The sequence below is a fragment of the Bradyrhizobium sp. genome (assembly GCF_030697065.1).
Taxonomy (GTDB): Bacteria; Pseudomonadota; Alphaproteobacteria; order Rhizobiales; family Xanthobacteraceae; genus Bradyrhizobium.
In genome coordinates, this window is the sequence record NZ_JAUYQU010000301.1 from 1 (window position 1) to 16569 (window position 16569).

Below are 16569 nucleotides of genomic sequence, written 5' to 3' on the forward strand. Positions count from 1 at the left end.
TGTCGGGCGCCACGGCGGCCGAGTTGGCTGCGGCGGTGGCAGCGGTGCAGGCGGTCGTTCCTGCCAACTTCGACGGCACGGTGATCGTCACCATCACGGCGGTATCGAACGATACGGCGCCGGGCGGGGTCGAGGTCTCGATCCTCGACAACTCGGTGACGGATGCGGCCGCCTTCACGCTGACGGTGGACCCGTCGGTGGGAACGCCGACACTCAATGTCACGGCTGGCCTGACCGGCGGCAATCTCGTTGTGAAGGAAGACAACAGTGCGACGGTGACCCTGACGGCCTCGGTTGCGGCGGGAACGGATGACGTCCTGAAGTCGGCGACGGTGACAGGCCTGGAGACGACTTCTACCTATGTGATCAACGGCACGACGGTGACGGGTCAAACCTCGTACTCATTCAACTTTGCGGCGGCGACGACGACGTCGCCGATCACGATCTCTGCGGCGGGTCCGCAGGACAGCGACGTCGATCTAGGCACGATCGTGGTGACGGTGACGGCGGCGGACGGCAACAACGCGGCGGTGACGGCGGACTCTTCGCCGGTCAACGTTCCGGTGGTGGTCGACGCAATCCTCGATCAGTTTGTCGATGCGAACAGCGCAACGGCAAGCGTGTCAGGTTCAGCAAGCGTGCAGACCGTCTCCCTTGGCTTGACGGCAACGGTTGCGACCACGCCGTTCATCGGGGCTTTAAACGGCGGCGCAGACACCGACGGTTCCGAAAGCACCACAGCAACCATTACCCTCGGAGCCGCTTTGCCTGCGGGTGGATCGTTGAGCTTGGCCTCCGGCGCCTCGATCACACTGGTCGCCGTCGATTCGACGACGTACACGCTCACGGGAACGGCGTCTCAGGTTCAGGACGCCTTGACCAAGGTGCAGGTGACGTTGCCTGGAGGATTCACCGGCGCCGTTACCGGCACGGTTTCCACAACCTCTACCGAGGCAAATACGCCCGCCGGTACGGTTGCGGGAAGCGGCGCCGAGCCGGTCACGACGGACAACACATATACCGATCCGACGGCGGCAACCTTCTCGGTGACCCTCACCAACGCTGCGCCGATCGTTCTCGACACGCACAACTGGATGCCGAGTGACCCTGCGCAGCAGACACCTGGCTACACGAATGGCTACCCACTCCTTGTTACGGTGCCGACCGATGCGGATGGGAACAATCTTCTCGTGACAGCCACGGGGACAATCCCGGCAGGCACGTTCTATTTTGACGGGTTGAGCTATGTCGCGGTCACCACGGGGCTGGTGCTCTACGATACGGCTAACAGCATAAATCTGCTCGACGATCTGGTCTATCGCCCGACCGCGGCGGTGACGGATACGGTGAACGTAGCGCTAGCGCTGGACGTTTTCGACGGCACGGTGCATGTCACCCAAACTGTGAACGTGCACGAAGTTCCGCCCACGAGTATTCCTGGCCCGACCGGAAGCATCACCGGCGATTCCAACAACCCGTTGACGTCTGGAAACAACGCAGACGCTGACTTTGTTCTGAGCAGCGTATTTGCTGCTGCGGTCAACAATGATCCTTCTGCTGGATCGATCACATTGCGAACCGATTTCCAAGGTCGGAACGGTTACAACGTTCCGATCCAGCCCGCCGACCAGAACGGAAATAGCCTGGAGGCTCAGGTAAACGTCTACATCTACGTTGATGGAATAAAATTCCAGGCAGTCTCAACTGCCGACGGAAATCCAAACACGTGGCTGTTCGACGGACAGCTCATGAAGACAACGGTTGATTTTGACAATATCGTCAACACCACCAATCCGTCCCAGACCCTCGCCCAATATATCGCAGCAAATCCCGTGGCGGCGGGCGAGACTTGGACAATTCAATATGACGACATTACGCCCGGCAACGATCAAGCACGACAGCTGACTTTCAGCCTGGAGGTGTTCGATCCCGGCAACCCATCGATTACTGTGAACGGAGATGCCACGCTGCCGGACCTGATTTACGGTGGATCCGGAAGCGATACTCTCTCCGGAAATGGAGGAAATGACACGATAATTGGTCGCGCCGGTAATGACATCATCACGGGCGGGGCGGGGGTCGACACGTTAACCGGCGGTACCGGTTCGGATCATTTCCGCTACAACGCTCCAACCGAAGGCGACGATCACATTATCGACTTCAGTTCAGCGGAGGGAGACACCATCGATATCGCATTGGCGGGGTTCACCGGCGCGGGGCTCTCGCTCGGCACGATAACGGCTGCGCAGTTCGGAAGCAGTGGTGATGATACGTTCGGCTCCGCCGACGAGCGGTTCCACTACAACACCAACACAAATGCGCTGCTGTATGACGCCGATGGGGCCGGGGGAGGGGCAGCGGTTACGCTCGCCATTCTCGACAATGCGGCAGCGCTCGCGGCGGCCAATATCCAGGTGGTGTCGTGATCGGGCGTCGCTAGGAAGCGGCTGAACGAGAATCGAAAGGGGCGCCTTTGCGCTCCTTTCGCTTTGCTCAGAGCGGCAGGAACAGTCCGGCAGCCTCTGACAGGATGACAATATGGGAATCAAGGCCGGTCCAGACAGATGCCTCTGCCTCAATCGAGGCCGCCGGCGCCGCCAGGCTTTGTTCATCGGTCAGCATGCGCCTGGCATAGGGCGCCGCAAACAGGTGGACGCCGTCGTGATTGATGGCGAACAAGGGCATAAAACTGGAAGCATCCGAATCCTCGATCAATTGGGAAAACCGGTTGTCGAGAAGGAGCCAACCGCCATCATGGCGAGCGGCCAGCACCGCATGGTCCTGACGGACGGCACGATCGCGAACCAGCACGATCTGGAGCTCATCGCGGGAAATACCCGCCTCGGTCAACGCCATGTATTTGGCGATGGCATAATCCTCACAGTCGCCCCTTGCGGTTGCGAATGTGCCAAGCGGAGCGGTCCATCGATCCGCTTCGCCGTGCTGGGCGTAGTCATTGACATAGCGGATAGCCATGTTGACGGCGCGATTGGCTTCTTCAAGCCTTGTGCGCCCGGCTTTTGACTTGACGGTGTTGATCAGGCGCAGGAACTGCGCGGCGTTCGACGGGCAGGCCGCCGCATCGGTGCGACACTGTTCAAGGACGGCGCGCTCCCGGACCATGGCGGCTTCGATGCCGCGCCATTTGCGCCAGAGAAGGCCCTCGGGCGCGCGGAACGTGAAAAGCCCAAACGGCTCGCTGCCGACCTGAGGCGCCACCGGGGCCAGGGGTGGGGCGTCCGTAGCGACGTTTGGCGACGGGTTGAGCGAAGCCAGGCGAACGGAATCTGCTCCCCGGGCACGCTGGCCATCGAGCTTGGCAAGTACGGCATTGATACTGAAGAACGTCGCGGGAGGGCGCATCGATGACCGATCGGCGCCGGGCATGAAGTCGCGATTTTCGTCAGCGACGCTGGTCTGGTCAGCGGCAAGCGAACCGTACGTCGCTGCCGTGCTGATCGAACAAATTATCCCCGCAGCAAGCGCAAACGAGCGCAGCCTGCGCGCCTTCAAACGCGGTGTCATGACGTCCCCTTGTCCGGAACGTCAGCCGACGTCTTTGCGTCGATCTTCCGTCCCAAGCTGTTATCGGGACGGAGACTGCGGTCTTCATCGCTTAGGCGAAGTTAAGGCAGGCAAGCACTGCCGGGAATGTCGCGAAGGCGGTCAATCGATGGTGCGCAAGATCGATAAAATTGCGACGACTGGAAGTATTATTAAGCAAACGGGCCTTTCCCGTCAGCGTTCGCGCAGGGCTTCGTCACGCAAGGCGCGGGCCGGTTTCAGCAGATAATCGAGTACGGATTTCTCCCCGGTGAGGATTTCCACCGTGGTTATCATGCCGGGAATGATCGGAAGCGAGTTATGGGCGGTTCCCAGGTGGTTCTTGTCGGTCCGGACCATCACCCGATAATATGTCTCCTGACGTTCGGATTTCTCAGCCTTCTCGTCGACGATGGTGTCGGCGCTGATCCTTTCGACCTTGCCCTTCAGCGAGCCATAAACCGAGGAATCGTAAGCCGAAATCTTGACCACGGCGTCCTGATTGGGCCGGATGAAGGCGATATCCTGCGGTCGGATCCGACCTTCCACCAACAGCGAATCGTCAAGCGGAACGATGTCCATCAGATTGGCGCCGGGTTGAACGACGGCGCCAACAGTCGTGACGTTCAATTTGTTAACGATGCCGTGCACGGGCGCCTTCAAGTCCGTGCGCCTCACGCGGTCCTGGGCGGATTTGATATTTTCGTCCAGGACCGCCAGATCTCCCTTCGACTTGGCAAGATCTTCATCGGCCTGCGATCGAAAAGAAGCCACGATAGAGGCAATTTTCGATTGAGCTTCGGCCAGTTGCCCCCGCATTTCAGTTGCCTGGCGGTCAAGCCGAAGCATCTCGATTTCCGGCACAACCTTCTGCTCATAGAGCTTTCGGGTAAGGCTGAGTTCCCGGTCAAGCAACTTGAGTGTGCCAGTGAGCCGGGTCACCTGCTGATTTAATACGTCAACGTCCTGCGCAATCTTCTGGGTGCGCATCCTGAATACGCTTGATTCGGTGGCGACCGCCGTCGGTACTATCTTATCGAGTAGATCCGGAAACATGACCTCATTTCGGCCTCGCGCCTCCGCCTCGAGGCGCGCCACACGGGCCGCCATAGCCGCGCGCCGTTCCCTGATTTCGCCGAACTCGGACGCGAATTTGGTGTCATCAATTCTCATCAGGGATTGACCCTGCTTAACGATCGCTCCTTCCTGGATGAGAATTTCACCGACGATGCCTCCTTCAAGCGTCTGCACCACCTGTGTCTGACGCGAGGGGACAACCCGGCCGTTGCCTCTCTTCACCTCGTCCAGGATCGCAAAATGAGCCCAGACGAGAAACGAGATGAAGAGCGCGAGGAACGTTAGGAGCAGCATGCGCGATGTTCGCGGCGTCCGGAGGGCTGCCGCGGCACGAATATCGTTGGCGAATGCGAAATCAGATGACGGCATTGGGCTTTTGCACCAGCGTGGCTCTCTGCGCGGAAGTAGTCTCGGTTGGGGGCGAGTTCGGCTTGCCTTGTATCAGGGCCAAAACTTTGTCACGCGGTCCATCGGCGATCAGGCGTCCGTTATCGAACAGCAACAAGCGATCAACCATGCTGAGCAGCGAAAGCCGGTGCGTGGAGATAATAACGGTCATCCGTTCTCCGCGGATCGTGTTCAGCCGTTCCAGAAACTCCGCCTCGCTGCGGACGTCAAAGTGCGCAGTTGGCTCGTCAAGAAACAGCACGCGCGGCTTGCGGATCAGAACACGGGCCAGTCCGATTGCCTGCTTCTGCCCACCAGACAAGCTGCGGCCGCCTTCGGATATAGGCATATCGTAGCCCAGTGGATGGCCTGCGATAAAATTTTCCACGCCTGACAGTCGGGCAGCCGCCAGAATCTCTTCATCGGACGCCTCAGGTTTTCCCAGTGCGATATTGTCACGCAGTTTTCCGAAGAACAGGTCGGTGTCCTGCATTGCAAAGCCGATGCCGGCGCGCAGATCGGAAGGGTCGTATTGGCGCGAATCGACGCCGTCGACCAAAATGCGGCCTTCTTCAGCTTCGTAAAAGCCAAGCAGCAAGCGGCCGACGGTTGTCTTTCCGGAGCCGACGCGCCCGATAATCCCGATCCGCTCGCCGCCATCGATCTTGAACGAAACCTTCTCCAATGCTCTGCCGGGAGCATTGGGATACGTGAAGCTGACGTTCTCAAAAGCTATGCGACCGTCCTCGATTTTTCTGGAGACATAGGCGCGTTGCGGCGATCGTTCCCGCTCCAGGGACATGATCCGGTCAATTGATTTGAGCGCGGAGAAAGTCTGAGTCCCCCGAGTAATGACGGCTGCGATGCCGGCGATCGGCGCTAAGACCCGGCCCGCCAACATATTGGCAGCCACCAGCGCGCCCATCGACAGTTTGCCGTCAAGAATGAGAAACACGCCGATTATCAGTAGCAGGAGGCTGGTGATCTGCTGCGCCGTTCCAGCCATCGTCAACGCGAGCGAGGACCAGAAATGGACGGCTTCGCCTGATCGTGCCGTGGCAGCTACCGATCGTTCCCAGGCCGTCTGCATGCGGGCTTCGGCACCGGTGGCGCGGACTGTCTCCAGACCGGAAAGGGACTCAACAAGCACGCCGTGGCGCGCGGCGGATTCAGCCTGGAGCCGTTTCATGGCTCGATCAAGCGGGCGCTGCAGGATGAACCCGAGTGCGATCATGATCGGCAGCATGGCCAAAGGAATCCAGGCCAGGGGACCAGCAATCATAAACAGCACGGCGATGAACAAGACCGCAAAAAGCAGGTCGGTCGCCGCAACGACGCTGCCAGAGGTGAAAAAATCACGTACTGAGTCGAAATCACGCAGCTGATTGGCGAGAATGCCGACCGAGGCGGGACGCTGCGCCATCTTTATGGACATCACGTGTTCGAAAATATTGGCAGCGAGAACAACGTCCATGGTTTTGCCGGTGACGTCGATCATACGACTGCGTACGGTGCGCAGTACAAAATCAAAGACAACAGCGATCACCATCCCGACCGACAGGGCTATAAGGGAGGGAATTGCGCCGTTCGGAATGACCCGATCGTAGACGCTCATCGTGAATAGGGGCGTTGCGAGCGCGAGCACGTTGATCAGCAGCGCGGCAAGGGCGATGTGGCCATAGCTGCGCCAATGGACCCTAACGGTCGACCAGAACCAGTGGCTGCGCGGAAGGTCGCCGGCCGCAACCGTTCGCGCATCGGCTTCGGCAGCCGCTCGCACAAAAAATGCGTAACCCGTGTAGTCGGCCATCAAGTCCTTGATCCTGGCAACTCGGGCACTATTCGGCGTCACGGTCGGATCGAGGACTTTGGCGCTCTGGGTCTTCTTGTCGATCCCGAGGAGAACAAGAGCGGCTCCGGTTTTCATGATCAGGACGGCAGGAAGGACGATTGCCGGAATGTCTGAAATCGCTCGCTGAACCGCCTCGGTTTCGAGCCCGGCTCGTTTTGCGGCCCGGTCGTAAAGCGCAACAGACAACCGCCCATCGAGTATAGGTAGACCGCCAAGCAGGGCCTCTCGGCTCACCGCACGGCCATGATGGGATGCCAGATAGGTCAGCGAGGCGGCGAGAGGGTCCTGACGCATACGACCGTCGTGGCCGGGTACAGTTGATTTCGGCTCCGGCACATCCGCGGATGGCGAGCGCCCTTCTGGCTTGGGAGTTCGAAACAACAAATCCAGCGCCTCTGATCGTATGCAAGTTGACGTGTGGCGGAACGGCACACAGGCCTAATCCTTGCAACAATACAGCAATTTACGGGCCGGATCATTCACGATTGCCAAGATTTCCCGGCTCAGAGTTAATCTGTGGGCCTGGCGGGGCCGGCCAAGGCCCGACCCCAAGTTTCAGAACTTGTTGCCGTTGGCCGGAAAGGCAGTGAGCAGCCAATGAGGCTTATCCTGCGACGCGGCCGCAAAGGACCTCAAGTTGGGCTCGGTTGGATCCACATGAGCCAACGCCGACTCCGGCGGTTTGCGGCCTCCCTTTTCGGCAAACCACTCGATCGCCCCCAGCATTCTTGCCGCGTATGACCAGCGCGGCCAACGATCCCTGAACCCATCCCGGGGTTCGGCAGCAGCATAGGCACTTGCTGCCCGGACAGGGACGTCGGGGGCCGCATCCGTGACCCGAAGAGGCTCTGACCCGGTCTGAGGAAGGTTCAAGCGGAAAGTAGGAAGTTTGTAAGCGGGCAATCCGCCAGCGAGCGAGTCGATTGGAGCGGCATCGACCGGAGGCGGAGCTTTGAGATACTCGAGGAGAGTTCCCATTGCGGCCAGCAGCTGGTAGTCGGCGAATACGATCACGCCCCGCGAAGAAGTGAGCGACACAGCGGCATTGAAGTACTGGTTTTGAGCATTCAGCAGGTCGATAAGGGATCGTTGACCGAGCTCATACTCCTTGTCGAATGCGGAAATGGTCTTTCGATCCGCCTGCAATTGGCGGGTCAGCGCGGCGACCCTCGTGGCTGTTATCGTCCGCGCAGCCCAAGCCTTATCGATGGATTCGAGTGCGTCACGTTGCAGCCTCGCATGGCGCATCGTTGATTCGGTGTGGCGCTCCGCCATCTCCGAGCGACGCCACACGTCTTGGCCGCCACGGAAGATATCCCAGGACATTACGACCTTGCCACTATAGCTGTCGTGGGTAGCGCCCAAATAGGGGTACGTGTTGTCATTGTGCGTCGCTCGGGCTTCAAGCGATAAATTGGGTACGAAAGCACCATCAGTCACACGGAACGCATGTTTGGCGGCATCGGCATCGGCCTGCGCGGCGAGTATGGTGGGATTAAAGCGAACTGCGACGGCCAGCGCTTCGTCCCGGCTTCTCGGCATACCCGCAAGAGGCCCGGGGAATCGAACATTGAAGGGTTCCAGGCCCACAACCCTGCGGTATTTGGCTCTGCCCTCATCGAGGCTCTTCCGGAATTCCGCGAGATTGGCGCGGGCGTTTTCAACACGTTCTCGCGCCTGCTCCAGGTCCCCTTCGCCAGCGCGTCCGCCCGAAAACCGGGCGTTCACATTCGAGAAAATCTTCTCGTGATTGGCGACGTTCTGCTCCGCGAGGCTGACCAGCCTGAGGTAGCGGACAACATCTACGTAAGCTTCGGCAGCATCCAGAGCAATTAACTCTGTCCGCTCCCGGACCCGGAACGCCGCAGCGTTAACCCGAGCGGTTTGGCGCCAGATATCGTGAATCGATGCAAACCCATCAAACAGAAGCTGCCTCACCACAATCGATCCCTGGGTGCCGTTCCGCCAGGCACCATTCCCCACGATGGGAACCGGAAGGGCGCTCGCGCTTGAGACTGGATTGCTTTGATCGAACTTTTCGGCGCCGTACCGAGCTTCCACCCGAACTTGCGGCAGCAGCGTGCTTTGGGTTTGTCGGAGTTCCGACTCTGTAGCGCGCCGATTTGCGGAAGCTTCGCCAACGCCTGGATTGGTCTGAACGGCCTGTTTAAGCGCGTCGTTGATGGAAAAGACCTCGCCCGCCGAAGCCGGGCACATGGCCACCATAAGGCCGAGCATCCCAAAAAATGCGGATCTCATCTTCGGTATCCCTGCTTGTTCAAATTTGAACGCGCCCAAAAAGCTCATTGAGTCTAAAATTCCAGCTCCACCGTAGCAGAGGGACCTGCCGGAACCTATTGTATTTCGGCCACAGTAGGACGGGAAGAATCGGCAATGTTTTTGAATAAATAGTTCGTTCTACAAATTTGAGTTTAGGGCCTGTGACGGTTTCTACACCAGACAGGATGCTGCCCGAATTGGAATTGTGGTCAGTGCAAAAACCCTAAGTGTCGCCTGCGGAAGACATGGAAATCACCTGCCACGGACCCAAGGTGCAAAGAATGATCTCCGTAATTTTACGGGCTCGATTAATGGAAGGGCGTTCCCGTTTCGTTCAAAAATTAAAATAGCTTAGTAAAAACAACTCATTAGATGCTGAAAGGTGTTGGCCGACATAGGCCACTCGCGGATTTAAGCGGACACTGGAAAAACCGGGAACAAATGGCAACGGGTCGCAGTTGTGACGGCGCTGCTTGCTAAAAATTGCCCCAGCAGCACCAGCGGCCCCAGAACTCTCCCCGAGGCTGGGGCCGTTTCTTTAGAGCACTCCCGTCCCAGCGCAGTCCGAAATGAAAGAGGCCCCACGGCCTAATCTTTGTCGGAAGGCAGGGCTGAGGTATCCGATTGTCGAAATGACGCCGGGTCGTATTGCAGAACCGCTCGAAGTAGTCGAACGCATCTGCTCTGGCCTCGTTCCTGGTGCGATAGGTTTTGCGCTTTGGTTTGGTCCGCCTTGGCCTCGCCCGCAAGGCCTGCTGGCGCATCACCCTTCTTCTAGCGTCCCGACGACGACGCTTCCGGACGACACCGCCCGGCCTTGGCACTCAGTCAATCTATGCCAAATGGCATATTCCGGCTGGGATGTGATTCTTGGCAGAATTGGCGCATGCCACACGAGCAGAATATCACCTTCGGGCAAATGCAACAGTCTGGCCCTTGCGTGCTGCATGTGTTCTGCGGCGACTACAAATGCGCGCATTCGGTTGTGATCGACCCGGACTGCTGGCCAGCGAGCCTGCGGCTATCCGACTTGGAGTCTTTGTTCGTCTGCACGGTTTGCGGTCATCGTGGTGCTGAAGTTCGGCCGGACTTCGGCAGGACGCGGCGCCAATCGCGCGAACAACAAGTAGGTGAGAACGCTGAGGACCGCCATCCATAACGCCAACCCGGTCATCAAAAAACCCGGCAGGAGGGCCATCGCACCCTCGACCCAGCTCATCCTACTCGCAGCTAACGCAACGGAGAAGGCGATAGCTTTTGTCTTCGCGTGCAGAACAGCATGTGACGACCGCCCCGGGACAAATCTTGACGTCGTGGTAGGCCGCGATCTTCTTTTGGCGCTCGCGTATATCCAACTCAATTTTCAGCTGAGAGATCGATCATTTCACGCGCACGTTGATCAAATGGCTCCATTACTTTGAACGTCGCCCTGTGTAGCCCAAACGCCGCATTTGCTCGAAGTGGGGCAAAAGAAGGGGCTACATATTAGCAGGAAGCCTTTGTAAACACTGGTGCCGGTTGAGAGGATTGAACTCCCGACCTTCGGTTTACAAAACCGCTGCTCTACCGCTGAGCTAAACCGGCGAACGAAAAGATCAGCCGGCGGCCGAAACCCCGCTGATCGTTCGGCCGGTCGAATACCAGACTTGCCCGCAAAGGGCCAGCAGTTGACGGGCCTTCCGTCGTCGCGCCCGCACAAAAAAAGACGGCGTCGCGGCCGCCTTCTTCGTCGATGTCGCGCGGCCGTTATTGGCAGATGCGCTGGCGGCCGTCTTCGCCGCGGAACCAGGTGCCGGGCTGGCAGACGAAGCCGTTGCGCTGGGCGTAGCTCTGGGACCAGCTTCGGTCGCCGTTGTTGTAATAGGCGTTGGCATCGCCGCGGAAGGGTGCGGTGGCGACCGCGCCGGCGCGCTGATGACCATCGGTGTAGGGATTGCCCGGTCCGAGATTCTGACAATTGGCGTTGGGGTAGAACTGTGCGCAATAGCCGGGATTGTAGATCACTTGCTGCGCCAAAGCGGGGGCGGCCAGCGCCGTCGAAAGAACCACGGCCGCACCGAGCAGTCTGAGTTGGGTCATCACGTTTCTCCGTTGGGATCGAATTCAAAAGCGCTGACACGGACGGACGTTCCGGAGTTGCCACGGCCCCGGAGTCAAACTGCCGTGATTATCGGTACATCACGCAAAAGGGGCGACCGTTGTGGCCGCCCCTCGATCTTCACGCTCGGGCTGCCTTAGCAGGGAACCCATTGCCCGTTCGGGGCCATATAGGTGGCATAGGGCTCCACGCCGCAGGTCGTGTGTCCGGGGCGGCCGCCGTAATAGGCGTAGGAATTGTCATACTGCGGATTCCGGCCATAGTACGCGCCGCCGCGATACGGCGCAGAGGCGACCGCGGCCGCGGTGCCGAGGGCGCCGCCGACGACCCCCGCGGCGACAGCGCCGGGCCAGAAGCCGCTTCGGCCGTGGCGGTAATGGCGATCGCCCGCCCAGCCGTGATGCTGCGCGTAGGCGCCGTGATGATGCCTCGCATACTGCGCCGATGCGGGCGTTGCGATCATGGCGGCGAGTACCGCCGCGGCGGCGAGAAGGCCTGATTTGGTCATTTGCTGATATCTCCTGAATTGGTGGTGCGCTTGGCAACCGCCAGATACGGCGGATGTTCCGAATCCGGGTTGTGCCGGCTTCAAACGGGTGTGAAGTTCCCGATCCGTCGTTTTTGAGGGAATGAGCGAGCGCGCCGATGCAAACGCAGGACATCGACTACCGCGCCGATACGGCCATGCGCGGCTATCTTGCTTTCGACGAAGCTAAAACGGGGCGGCGGCCGGGCGTGGCGGTGTTTCACGAGGGGCTGGGCCTCGGCGAATTCGCGATGGCACGGGCCCGGATGCTGGCGGGACTCGGTTACGTCGCGCTCGCCGCCGACATGTTCGGCGATCGCCGGCAGGCGCGCAACCTGACCGAGGTGGCAAAACTGGTCGGCGATCTCCGCGCCAAGCCGGAAACGCTGCGCGGGCGCGGCCACGCCGCGCTGGCGGCGCTCGCGGCCTTGCCTGACGTCGATCCCGGCCGAATGGCGGCGATCGGTTTCTGCTTCGGCGGCTCGGTGGTGCTGGAACTGGCCCGCGCCGGCGCCGATCTCAAGGCCGCCGTCAGCTTCCACGGCGTGCTCACCACCCGATTGCCGGCCGTGCCGGGCGGGGTGAAGGCCAGCATATTGGTGCTGACCGGCGCCGACGATCCCCTCGCGCCGCCCGAGCAGGTGGCCGCGTTCGAGGCCGAGATGCGGGGCACAGGTGCCGGACTGGCAGCTCGTCAGCTACGGCAGCACGCTGCATGGCTTCACCAACCCGGCCGCCGACGGTTCGATGCTGCGCTCCGCGCTCTACAGCGCACAGGCCGACCGGCGCTCCTGGGCGTCGATGCGGAATCTTTTTGACGAAGTGCTGTAAAGGCGTCATTCCGGGGCGATGCCACCGGGTCCGGCCTTCGGCCGGCCCGATGATAAACTCCGCATCGAACCCGGAATCTCGAGATTCCGGGTTCGCGCTAACGCGCGCCCCGGAATGACAAGAAAGTTGCGTTGCTTTGCTCCGCGCGATGGGCGAAATTAGTCGTAAGCAGGGGATACATGTTCGGAATTCTGGGGCTGGGGTTTCTGGTGGGCATGCAGCACGCGCTGGAAGCCGACCATATCGCGGCGGTGTCGAGCATCGCGGCGCGCCGCAGCCGTGTCGGCGAGATCGTCCGCCATGGCCTGACCTGGGGGCTCGGCCATACCCTGACCCTGTTCGCCTTTGCCGGCGCGGCGTTGCTGCTCGGCTACGCCATCCCCGAACATGTCGCGCGCCCGCTGGAGACCGCGGTCGGCATCATGCTGGTCGGGCTCGGAGCCCATGTGCTGTGGCGGCTGTGGCGCGACCGCGTGCATTTTCACCGCCACGGCCATGACGACGGCACGGTGCATATCCACGCCCACAGCCACGCCGGTGAAACGCAACCGCATGCCCGCGCGCCGCACGCGCATGGCCATGAGACCAACGGCCTTCGATGGCGCACCCTGCTGGTCGGCCTGCTGCACGGCATGGCCGGCTCGGCGGCGCTGCTGGTGCTGGCGGTGTCGCAGGCCGCCAGTCCGGCGCTCGGGCTCGGCTATGTCGCGCTGTTCGGAATCGGTTCGATGGTCGGCATGGCGGCGTTATCGACGGTGATCGCGGTGCCGCTCGCGGTCTCCGCGCGGTCCCTGACCTGGGCCAATCGCAGCCTGCAGGCTGTGGTCGGCGCCTTCACGATCGCGATCGGCGTCACCACCATCGTCGAAACGCTGTTCGGCTAGGGAAGTTCGCGCGCGTTAACATTTCCTGATCGCGCTGTTTCGGATTTGAACCGTCGGGAATGCTTACGCGTTAGGCTTACTGGCAGTTTGGCCGGCGGCCTTAACCCTTGGACCAGCTTGTTCGGATAGGTTGCCGCTCACAACGGGGAGCCGCGGCCATGCGCGCTGCAATCGCACTGAGCATTCTGATCGGAACGACGGCGACGGCATTCGCCGGGGGCGGTTTCGAGATCGTGATTCCGGGACGCCACGGGGTGCCCATCATCATTAACGGCGTCGATGCTTCCTATGCCGTGGTCGAAGGCGACTGGGGTCTCGGCAAAGGCCAGCAGGTGCAGACCAAGGTCTATGGCGGCCGCTATATCGATCCGGTTCCCAATGTCGGCCACTACTATCCGAGCGGCGGCCTGCTGCCGGCCTACGGACGACTCGAAATCCAGCCGCCGGCCAACCGCAAGCTGCCGCAGCCCGCGGAAAGCTATCATCAGTCCTGGTCGGCGCGATCCAATCCGCCGCAGGCCGACGCGCCGTTCTATCCGCCGCCGGTGATCGTCGCGCCGCAAATCGACGTCCCGCGGCGGGATTTCGGGAACTGATGAAACCCGGATTTTTCAGACCAAGAGTTCACCCCAGCAAGCAAACAGATCCACACAAGAAAACAGACCCACAGGAGAGAGTAATGCGTCAGACGATTTCAGGAATGGTAGCGGCAGTTGCCGTGATGATGACGATGGGTGCCGCGCCCGCGATGGCGTGCTACGCCAGCCCGTGCGCCCCGGTCTATGTCGCTCCGGCGCCGGTCTATTCGGGGTGCTACACCGGCTGCGGCGGCTGGGCCCGCGAGCGGCTGCCCGATCCGGTCCACCAGTACTATTATGTCAACCAGGGCCCGACCTATACCGGCCCGGGCAACTGGGCGCCGCGGCCCGTCTATCAGGAAACCTCGGTGTCCTACGGCCGCCCGTATTACGACGGCTACCGCGCACGTCCGCACTACGGTCACCGCTATTCGGTTCGCCCAAGCGTCCGTTACGGCTACGCCCCGCGTGCCTACGGTCCGCGCCTCGGTTACGCTCCGCGGGTTGGCTACGCCCCGCGCCACGGCTACATGCCGCGTCACAGCATGCGCCACCACGGCGGTCCGGCGGTGCATCGTCACCACGGCCACCATCGTCACCACGGCCATGCGCTGCGCCGCTACAACTGACCTGAAAATCGATCGAGACCATCAGCGCCCGTTCGCATCACGCGAGCGGGCGTTGTGCTTTCCAATGGCCTGAAATCACCTGCCCATCAGGCCGAGCCTGACGGAGCCGATATAGAGCGCCAGCACGGCGGCATTCGACACGTTGAGGCTCTTGATTTCGCCGGGCATGTCGAGCCGCGCCACCGCGCTGCAGGTCTCGCGGGTCAATTGCCGCAATCCCTTGCCTTCCGCCCCCAGCACCAGCGCCAGCGGCTGAACCAGGGTCATCGCGCCGAGATCCGCGCTGCCCTCGCTGTCGAGGCCGACGGTCATGAAACCCTGGTCGTTCAGCTCGTTGAGCGCGCGCGCCAGATTAGGCACGGTTACCATCGGCACCAGCTCCAGCGCGCCGGAGGCGGATTTCGCCAGCACCCCGGTCGCCTCGGGGCTGTGTCGCGCCGTGGTGACGACGGCCTTGACCGCGAAGGCCGCCGCCGAGCGCAGGATGGCGCCGACATTGTGCGGATCGGTGATCTGGTCGAGCACCAGCACGATTCCCTGCTGCGGCAGGTCGGCGATGTCCGGTGAATCCAGCGGTTCGGCCTCCGCCAGCAGGCCCTGATGCACGGCGTCGGGGCCGAGCCTCGCGTCGATCAGGCCGGGGCGCACGATTTCCGGGGTGACGCGCAGCTCGATCTTGTCGTCGGCCAGCCGCCTGGCGGCGTTTTCCGTCAACAACAGCTTGCGAATCCGGCGCTGCGGGTTGGCCAGCGCCGCTGCCACCGTGTGCCAGCCATACAGAATGACCGGCCCGTCGGGGCTGGACTCGCGGTCGCGCCCGCCCGGCCGGCGGCCAAACGGGCGCCCCTTGTCGGCTCCTTTGCCGCCGCCGCGCTGAAAGCGCGGCTTTCGATCACGATCGCTCATGGCAGGCTTGTGTCACGGGTTCCGAATAATGGCAATTTGGGCTCCCCGCGGCCCGGATTAGGGGGCTGCCTTGGTTGACTTTGCCGGGTCGATTCCGTCATAAACGCGCCAACCGGGAGCTCGCCATCGGCGCCCGGTTTTAACGCCATCCATGACCTGGCTGCCGCCAATTCCGGCGGGTGGGTTCCGATGCTGTTGAGCGGGGGAGTGTCCCGAGTGGCAAAGGGAGCTGACTGTAAATCAGCCGTCTTACGACTTCGAAGGTTCGAGTCCTTCTTCCCCCACCAACACCAAAAAACAGCGTTGTTTTCGCTAGTCTTTTTGGCCTACGGCCCGCACTTCCCCACTAGGTGCAGGAATAGATGTTCCGGATTTGGACAGTTTTTCCATGTGATCTGCGGCCAGCTTGCGGCGGTCGGCGGCCTTCGTATAGAGCGCCGCCATCTGCCCGCCTTCCCATCCGAAGATTGCTTCAAGGGTCGCCACGGTCGCGCCGTTGTTAGCCGCCCGTGTCGCCGCCGCCTTCCTGATTCCGTGAGCTGACTTGTTGGGGATGCCAGCAGCTCGACAAGCCTTCTTGAACAGAGTGCCCACCACTTCTTTGCGAAGCGGTTGCCCCTTTTTGCTGGCGATGATCGACAATTCGCCAGTCGGGCCTGCGGTGAGTATTTCGGCCAGTTCTGGTAGCACCGGGATCGTCACGCGCGTCCCGGTCTTTTCCGTGTCGATCGTGATGACCCCGTTGCGTATGTGCTGCCGGCCGAGCCGGGCGGCGTCGCCACGACGCAGGCCCGTGAAGCAATAGACGCCGAACATGACGCGCTCGCGGGTGCCAATCGGCCAGCGAGCCTCATACTGTTCTAGGGTCCAGACTCAATTGAGCCAGTATGCGACGAGAGCGGCGAGATGAACAGCAGCCAAGAAATTCCGGGCGAGCTTGTCATAACGCATGGCGACGCGCCGGAAGTCCTTGAGCCT

The 16569-nt window shown here is 61.2% G+C and carries 12 protein-coding genes, 2 tRNA genes and 3 pseudogenes; 6 read left to right on the forward strand and 11 right to left on the reverse strand.

From position 1 onward, the window contains the following. Positions 1–2426, forward strand: a pseudogene (locus tag Q8R73_RS24005) (hypothetical protein); the annotation flags it as partial. A 67-nt stretch (positions 2427–2493) separates the two neighbouring features. Here the strand turns inward: Q8R73_RS24005 and Q8R73_RS24010 are convergent. The 8 genes and pseudogenes from Q8R73_RS24010 to Q8R73_RS24040 form a co-directional block, all read right to left on the reverse strand. After that, positions 2494–3525, reverse strand: a complete 1032-nt coding sequence (locus Q8R73_RS24010) for a transglutaminase-like cysteine peptidase (RefSeq protein WP_305722032.1) — start codon at positions 3523–3525, stop codon at positions 2494–2496. A 213-nt stretch (positions 3526–3738) separates the two neighbouring features. After that, positions 3739–4989: an HlyD family type I secretion periplasmic adaptor subunit gene (locus Q8R73_RS24015; protein WP_305722033.1), complete on the reverse strand. Its 1251-nt coding sequence runs from the start codon at positions 4987–4989 to the stop codon at positions 3739–3741. After that, positions 4976–7153, reverse strand: a complete 2178-nt coding sequence (locus tag Q8R73_RS24020) for a type I secretion system permease/ATPase (RefSeq protein WP_305722034.1) — start codon at positions 7151–7153, stop codon at positions 4976–4978. Before Q8R73_RS24020 ends, Q8R73_RS24015 begins: the two co-directional genes overlap by 14 nt. A gap of 261 nt (positions 7154–7414) precedes the next feature. After that, entirely contained in the window at positions 7415–9097 is a 1683-nt protein-coding gene (locus tag Q8R73_RS24025; protein ID WP_371126162.1) for a TolC family outer membrane protein, read from the reverse strand. 580 nt (positions 9098–9677) lie between these two features. Next, positions 9678–9855: pseudogene (locus Q8R73_RS26090) on the reverse strand (IS3 family transposase); the annotation flags it as partial. A gap of 793 nt (positions 9856–10648) precedes the next feature. Beyond that, positions 10649–10723 (reverse strand) — tRNA-Thr (locus Q8R73_RS24030). A 162-nt stretch (positions 10724–10885) separates the two neighbouring features. After that, positions 10886–11218 carry a hypothetical protein gene (locus Q8R73_RS24035; protein WP_305722035.1) on the reverse strand — a complete coding sequence of 111 codons (333 nt, stop codon included), beginning with the start codon at positions 11216–11218 and terminating at the stop codon, positions 10886–10888. Between the two features lie 155 nt (positions 11219–11373). After that, a complete protein-coding gene (locus Q8R73_RS24040) occupies positions 11374–11745 on the reverse strand; it encodes a hypothetical protein (RefSeq protein ID WP_305722036.1) in 372 nt (123 codons plus the stop codon). A 137-nt stretch (positions 11746–11882) separates the two neighbouring features. Here Q8R73_RS24040 and Q8R73_RS24045 point away from each other — a divergent pair, with 137 nt between their 5' ends. From Q8R73_RS24045 to Q8R73_RS24060, 4 genes are all read left to right on the forward strand, one after another. Beyond that, on the forward strand, positions 11883–12581 hold the full coding sequence (locus Q8R73_RS24045; protein ID WP_305722037.1) for a dienelactone hydrolase family protein: 699 nt from the start codon (positions 11883–11885) through the stop codon (positions 12579–12581). 192 nt (positions 12582–12773) lie between these two features. Then, complete coding sequence (locus tag Q8R73_RS24050) at positions 12774–13478, forward strand: urease accessory protein (RefSeq protein ID WP_305722038.1); 705 nt, start codon at positions 12774–12776, stop codon at positions 13476–13478. A 158-nt stretch (positions 13479–13636) separates the two neighbouring features. Further along, a complete protein-coding gene (locus Q8R73_RS24055; protein WP_305722039.1) occupies positions 13637–14074 on the forward strand; it encodes a hypothetical protein in 438 nt (145 codons plus the stop codon). Between the two features lie 83 nt (positions 14075–14157). Next, positions 14158–14685, forward strand: coding sequence for a hypothetical protein (locus Q8R73_RS24060; RefSeq protein WP_305722040.1), 528 nt, complete (start codon positions 14158–14160; stop codon positions 14683–14685). A 75-nt stretch (positions 14686–14760) separates the two neighbouring features. On the opposite strand, the gene rlmB is transcribed toward Q8R73_RS24060, so the two are convergent. Further along, positions 14761–15591 (reverse strand): 23S rRNA (guanosine(2251)-2'-O)-methyltransferase RlmB, encoded by an 831-nt coding sequence (gene rlmB / locus Q8R73_RS24065; protein WP_305722041.1) that lies wholly within the window; start codon positions 15589–15591, stop codon positions 14761–14763. 201 nt (positions 15592–15792) lie between these two features. On the opposite strand from rlmB, the gene Q8R73_RS24070 reads away from it, so the two are divergent. Beyond that, positions 15793–15878: transfer RNA gene (locus Q8R73_RS24070), tRNA-Tyr, on the forward strand. Positions 15879–15903: 25 nt separating this feature from the next. Here Q8R73_RS24070 and Q8R73_RS24075 read toward each other — a convergent pair. Together Q8R73_RS24075 and Q8R73_RS24080 are read right to left on the reverse strand one after the other, a co-directional pair. After that, a complete protein-coding gene (locus tag Q8R73_RS24075; protein ID WP_305722043.1) occupies positions 15904–16428 on the reverse strand; it encodes a tyrosine-type recombinase/integrase in 525 nt (174 codons plus the stop codon). A 36-nt stretch (positions 16429–16464) separates the two neighbouring features. Continuing rightward, positions 16465–16569, reverse strand: a pseudogene (locus tag Q8R73_RS24080) (IS5/IS1182 family transposase); the annotation flags it as partial.